This is a genomic window from Gilliamella sp. B14384G10, assembly GCF_016101685.1.
GTDB lineage: Bacteria > Pseudomonadota > Gammaproteobacteria > Enterobacterales > Orbaceae > Gilliamella > Gilliamella apis_A.
In genome coordinates this window covers 1-5,903 of sequence record NZ_JACFQA010000010.1, presented here as the reverse complement: position 1 = coordinate 5,903, position 5,903 = coordinate 1, and the positions used below count along the sequence as shown (strand labels likewise).

Here is a 5,903-nt window from a genome sequence, read left to right as displayed (position 1 = left end):
GACAAAGCAGGCAAATAGCACCATGACAACAGTTTGTACAGCAATGATAATTAATACTGGCCCTGCCATGCTTGCCAATTGACCAAATTTTAATGACATTAACGCCATTGCCAAGAAAAGCGATAAAGCAACGCTACCTAATACATCGACGGTCGGCTCAAACACTTCGTGTTTAAATACATGAGTCAGTGTATTACGGATAATAATACCGACAAATAAACACCAGACAAAAGTAGGCAGTTGCAGAAAAGTATCTTTAAACAATGCACTGATATAGCCACCAACAACAATACAGATAATCAGCATTGAAATGGTTTCAATAACGTTATTTGCATTGATTTTTCTTTTGACGCTTGGTTGCTCAAAAGCTTCAACGATAGTGTCGCGCTCTTGCTCGGTTGTTTTAGGAATAGAGACCTTTTTCAAAAGATGACGGGCAACAGGGCCGCCAACTAAACCACCCAACACTAATCCAAGTGTTGCACAAGCCATCGCTAATTCAACGGCGCCTGTTACACCATATTTATCAGCGAGAATAGGGCCCCATGCTCCGGCATTACCATGACCACCTGTTAGAGTAATTGAACCTGCAATTAAGCCAATAAATGGACTTTCATTCATCATGACAGCCATACTCATGCCGACAGTATTTTGAATGGCGATTAGGATCGTTACTGCAATAGTTAATAGAACTAACGGCTTTCCTCCTTTAATCAGTCGAGAAAAGTCAGAACTTAGCCCGATAGAGGAAAAGAATGTGAGCATTAATAAACTTTGCAATGAAGCATCAAAAGTAAACGAATAACCTGATGTTTTATCAATAATTAACAGAACAATTGCAACAATAAAGCCACCAACGACGGCTTCTGGTATGTGGTTTTTTTGTAGGAACGGGGTAAATTTTACGACAAACATTCCTATGAGTAGCGCGATACATGCGACTAATAATGTATAACTGGCATCTAGGATCATTTTTTTACCTCTATTAGTTTACCAGAATTTTCACTATAACAATTTAACAATAGTGAAAAATGAAGTTACTTTGGTTAACTAATCTTTAACAATGAGTTTTATTAGGGTATCCATAACTTTTAGTTAATAGGGTCATAATTTTAGTGTGATCTTAATCATGAAATATTAAAAAGATTAAAATAACAACAATGGTATTTAATGATGGGTAAACCTAAATACCATGCGGGATCCGCACTATTTTCGGTGATAGCAAAAAATAAAAAAGTATAAATAATAAACAAAATTATAAGAGAAGGAGAACATGATAAGCGCAGGCCGAGCAATTTAAAGAAGTGTGATATACAACATAAAACAGCAGCATGACCTTTCTATATTTCGTTGCTTATCGAAGTGTTAATTTTCGGGTGGATTACTCTGTTTGTTGATTAATAACGGAGAAAAATATGATTGCTGTAATATTTGAGGTGCAAATACAACCCGACCAACAAACTCGCTATTTGACTTTAGCTGAGGAGTTAAGACCACTATTAAGTCATGTAGCTGGTTTTATTTCAATTGAACGTTTTCAAAGTCTAGCTACAGAAGGAAAAATGTTATCGCTATCTTGGTGGGAAAACGAATACGCAGTTCTGCAATGGAAAAATCATGTTTTACATGCGAAAGCTCAACAAGAAGGGCGAGAGTCAATATTTGATTTTTACAAAATTAGTATTGCTCATATTACTCGCGAATATTCATTTAAAAAGGACAAGGATAATGTTTGATGTTCACGTTGTTTTAGATAATCAAATAGGACAATTAGCATTACTAGGAAAAACATTAGGTAATAAAGGTATTGGATTGGAAGGGGGAGGGATATTTACGGTTGGTGATGAATGCCATGCTCATTTTCTTGTTGAACAAGGAAAGGAAGCTAAAATAGCGCTAGAGCAAGCTGGACTGTTAGTACTTGCGATCCGGACACCATTAATTCGTAAGTTAAAACAGGAAAAACCGGGGGAACTTGGCGAAATAGCACGAGTATTGGCGGAGAATAACATTAATATTTTAGTGCAATACAGTGACCATGCTAACCAACTGATATTAATAACGGACAATGATAGTATGGCTGCATCTGTTACGCTCCCTTGGGCAATAAAGTGAACTTGCGATGGCTAATTTAATACGAAAAGAGGTTACCTTTGAGTCCTCAATAGCCGCGATAGGGGCGGCTATGTCTGACATTTCACGAGTTAAAATACTCAGTGCTTTGATGGATGGGCGAGCTTGGACGGCCACTGAGCTAAGTTCTGTGGCGAATATATCAGCTTCAACGGCGAGCAGTCATTTATCTAAATTATTAGATTGCCAGCTAATCACAGTAGTAGCTCAAGGCAAGCATCGTTATTTTCGGCTAGCAGGAAAAGATATTGCTGAATTGATGGAAAGTATGATGGGGATCTCCTTAAACCATGGCGTACATGCCAAAGTTTCCACGCCAGTGCATTTACGAAAAGCACGTACTTGCTATGATCATTTAGCTGGCGAAGTTGCCGTTAAGATCTATGATTCCCTTTGTCAACAGCAATGGATCACTGAAAATGGTTCAATGATCACATTAAGTGGTATTCAATATTTTCATGAAATGGGAATTGACGTTCCTTCCAAACATTCACGTAAAATCTGTTGTGCGTGTTTAGATTGGAGTGAACGCCGTTTCCATTTAGGTGGGTACGTTGGAGCCGCATTATTTTCGCTTTATGAATCTAAAGGGTGGTTAACTCGACATCTTGGTTACCGTGAAGTTACCATCACGGAAAAAGGTTATGCTGCTTTTAAGACCCACTTTCACATTTAAGTTGTTTTTCTAATCCGCATATGATCAATTCAAGGCCGAATAAGAAGGCTGGCTCTGCACCTTGGTGATCAAATAATTCGATAGCTTGTCGTAATAATGGCGGCATACTATCAGTAGTAGGTGTTTCCCTTTCTTCTTTAGCGACTTGATGCTCTTGATCTTCCAATACGCAACCTAAAGTAAAATGCCCCACAGCGCTGAGTGCATATAATGCATTCTCTAGTGAAAAACCTTGTTGGCATAAAAAGGCTAATTGATTTTCGAGAGTTTCATACTGTTTTTCTGTAGGCCGTGTACCTAAATGTACTTTTGCTCCATCGCGATGACTTAGTAAAGCACATCTAAAACTTTTAGCGTTATTACGTAAAAAATCTTGCCAGCTTTCCCCTTCTAAAGGGCAAAAGTGAGTATGGTGCCTATCTAACATCTCAATGGCTAAGGCGTCGAGCAAAGCCCGCTTATTTTTTACATGCCAATACAATGTAGGCTGCTCTACACCTAGCTTCTGGGCGAGTTTACGGGTTGTTAAACCTTCGATTCCGACCTCATTAAGCAGCTCTAATGCGCTGTTAATCACTTTACTTTTATCTAATCTAGACATCATTAATTCCTAATTTTTGTTGACACTCTATCATTGATAGAGTTATTTTACCACTCCCTATCAGTAATAGAGAAAAGTGAAATGAATAGTTCGACAAAGATCGCATTGGTAATTACGTTACTCGATGCCATGGGGATTGGCCTTATCATGCCAGTCTTGCCAACGTTATTACGTGAATTTATTGCTTCGGAAGATATCGCTAACCACTTTGGCGTATTGCTTGCACTTTATGCGTTAATGCAGGTTATCTTTGCTCCTTGGCTTGGAAAAATGTCTGACCGATTTGGTCGGCGCCCAGTGCTGTTGTTGTCATTAATAGGCGCATCGCTGGATTACTTATTGCTGGCTTTTTCAAGTGCGCTTTGGATGCTGTATTTAGGCCGTTTGCTTTCAGGGATCACAGGAGCTACTGGGGCTGTCGCGGCATCGGTCATTGCCGATACCACCTCAGCTTCTCAACGCGTGAAGTGGTTCGGTTGGTTAGGGGCAAGTTTTGGGCTTGGTTTAATAGCGGGGCCTATTATTGGTGGTTTTGCAGGAGAGATTTCACCGCATAGTCCCTTTTTTATCGCTGCGTTGCTAAATATTGTCGCTTTCCTTGTGGTTATGTTTTGGTTCCGTGAAACCAAAAATACACGTGATAATACAGATACCGAAGTAGGGGTTGAGACGCAATCGAATTCGGTATACATCACTTTATTTAAAACGATGCCCATTTTGTTGATTATTTATTTTTCAGCGCAATTGATAGGCCAAATTCCCGCAACGGTGTGGGTGCTATTTACCGAAAATCGTTTTGGATGGAATAGCATGATGGTTGGCTTTTCATTAGCGGGTCTTGGTCTTTTACACTCAGTATTCCAAGCCTTTGTGGCAGGAAGAATAGCCACTAAATGGGGCGAAAAAACGGCAGTACTGCTCGGATTTATTGCAGATAGTAGTGCATTTGCCTTTTTAGCGTTTATATCTGAAGGTTGGTTAGTTTTCCCTGTTTTAATTTTATTGGCTGGTGGTGGGATCGCTTTACCTGCATTACAGGGAGTGATGTCTATCCAAACAAAGAGTCATCAGCAAGGTGCTTTACAGGGATTATTGGTGAGCCTTACCAATGCAACCGGTGTTATTGGCCCATTACTGTTTGCTGTTATTTATAATCATTCACTACCAATTTGGGATGGCTGGATTTGGATTATTGGTTTAGCGTTTTACTGTATTATTATCCTGCTATCGATGACCTTCATGTTAACCCCTCAAGCTCAGGGGAGTAAACAGGAGACAAGTGCTTAGTTATTTCGTCACCAAATGATGTTATTCCGCGAAATATAATGACCCTCTTGATAACCCAAGAGGGCATTTTTTACGATAAAGAAGATTTAGCTTCAAATAAAACCTATCTATTTTATTTATCTTTCAAGCTCAATAAAAAGCCGCGGTAAATAGCAATAAATTGGCCTTTTTTATCGGCAAGCTCTTTTAGGTTTTTCGCATGTATTGCGATATGCATAAACCAGCCATTGAGTAAGTTTTTAAGCACATCATCATCATAAGCTTTAAGTTGGTTCTCTTGGATCAATTTGCTGACAATGGCGTTTACCTTACCAGTAATGTATTCAAGGCTAATTTTTTCAAGTTCATTCCAACCAATGATAGGCATCACTTCTTGGATAGGGATAAGGTTTTTATTATTATCAATAATATAATCAAGATAATGTTCAAATATACTTTCTAAGGCAGACCAACCATTTGTTAAATCAGTTTTTGTTGTGATGTAGGCATCAATCATAATTAATTGCTGCTTATAACAGGCACTGAGTAATTGTTTTTTATTTTTAAAGTGATGATAAAAGGCACCTTTGGTCACCAACGCTTTTCCCGAGATCTCATCTATTGAAACAGCTTGATAGCCTTTTTCAACAAACAATATTCGTGCTGAGTTAACCAGTGATTGATAGGTACTCTTAAAATTTTCTTGTTGATGATTTTTATTTTCCATGATAGATTTAAAATAACATACCGTCAGTATGTTTATGGTATCATGATGATGTGGTCGTGACAATCTTAAGAACATTTAGGTTATTTTATGTATATTGAACAGCATTCTCGCTATCAAAATAAAGCTAATAACATCCAATTAAGATATGATGATAAGCAGTTTCATACAACGGTTATCAAAGATGTTCTATTATGGATTGAACATAATTTAGAACAGTCTTTACTGCTTGATGATGTGGCGAATAAAGCGGGTTATACCAAGTGGTATTTTCAGCGGCTGTTCAAAAAAGTAACAGGGGTCACACTGGCTAGCTATATTCGTGCTCGTCGTTTGACGAAAGCGGCTGTTGAGTTGAGGTTGACGAAAAAAACTATCCTTGAGATCGCATTAAAATATCAATTTGATTCCCAACAATCTTTTACACGTCGATTTAAGTACATTTTTAAGGTTACACCAAGTTATTATCGGCGTAATAAATTATGGGAATTGGAGGCAATGCA

General features: G+C 38.3%; 8 protein-coding genes. 5 read left to right on the top strand and 3 right to left on the bottom strand.

Annotation, left to right across the window (positions count from 1 at the left end):
* On the bottom strand, nucleotides 1-972 hold a 972-nt coding region (gltS, locus tag H3T54_RS11775), incomplete at its 3' end, for a sodium/glutamate symporter (protein ID WP_042934338.1).
* Nucleotides 973-1,415: 443 nt separating this feature from the next.
* Here gltS and H3T54_RS11770 point away from each other — a divergent pair.
* The 3 genes from H3T54_RS11770 to H3T54_RS11760 are packed head-to-tail and all read left to right on the top strand — an operon-like array spanning nucleotide 1,416 to nucleotide 2,809.
* Nucleotides 1,416-1,736: an antibiotic biosynthesis monooxygenase gene (locus H3T54_RS11770; RefSeq protein ID WP_000562370.1), complete on the top strand. Its 321-nt coding sequence runs from the start codon at nucleotides 1,416-1,418 to the stop codon at nucleotides 1,734-1,736.
* Nucleotides 1,729-2,115, top strand: a complete 387-nt coding sequence (locus tag H3T54_RS11765) for a hypothetical protein (RefSeq protein ID WP_000460651.1) — start codon at nucleotides 1,729-1,731, stop codon at nucleotides 2,113-2,115. The genes H3T54_RS11770 and H3T54_RS11765 overlap by 8 nt, the downstream gene beginning before the upstream one ends.
* Nucleotides 2,116-2,122: 7 nt before the next feature.
* On the top strand, nucleotides 2,123-2,809 hold the full coding sequence (locus tag H3T54_RS11760; protein ID WP_001284954.1) for a helix-turn-helix transcriptional regulator: 687 nt from the start codon (nucleotides 2,123-2,125) through the stop codon (nucleotides 2,807-2,809).
* Here H3T54_RS11760 and tetR(B) read toward each other — a convergent pair.
* Nucleotides 2,787-3,410 (bottom strand): tetracycline resistance transcriptional repressor TetR(B), encoded by a 624-nt coding sequence (tetR(B), locus tag H3T54_RS11755; protein WP_000088605.1) that lies wholly within the window; start codon nucleotides 3,408-3,410, stop codon nucleotides 2,787-2,789. The genes H3T54_RS11760 and tetR(B) overlap by 23 nt on opposite strands.
* 81 nt (nucleotides 3,411-3,491) lie before the next feature.
* Between tetR(B) and tet(B) the strand changes: the two genes are divergently transcribed.
* Nucleotides 3,492-4,697, top strand: coding sequence for a tetracycline efflux MFS transporter Tet(B) (gene tet(B), locus H3T54_RS11750; RefSeq protein WP_001089068.1), 1,206 nt, complete (start codon nucleotides 3,492-3,494; stop codon nucleotides 4,695-4,697).
* A gap of 112 nt (nucleotides 4,698-4,809) precedes the next feature.
* On the opposite strand, the gene tetC is transcribed toward tet(B), so the two are convergent.
* Entirely contained in the window at nucleotides 4,810-5,403 is a 594-nt protein-coding gene (gene tetC / locus H3T54_RS11745) for a tetracyline resistance-associated transcriptional repressor TetC (protein WP_000428546.1), read from the bottom strand.
* An 87-nt stretch (nucleotides 5,404-5,490) separates the two neighbouring features.
* Here tetC and H3T54_RS11740 point away from each other — a divergent pair.
* Nucleotides 5,491-5,903, top strand: a 413-nt coding sequence (locus H3T54_RS11740; RefSeq protein ID WP_198222667.1) for a helix-turn-helix domain-containing protein, incomplete at its 3' end; no start/stop codon positions are given.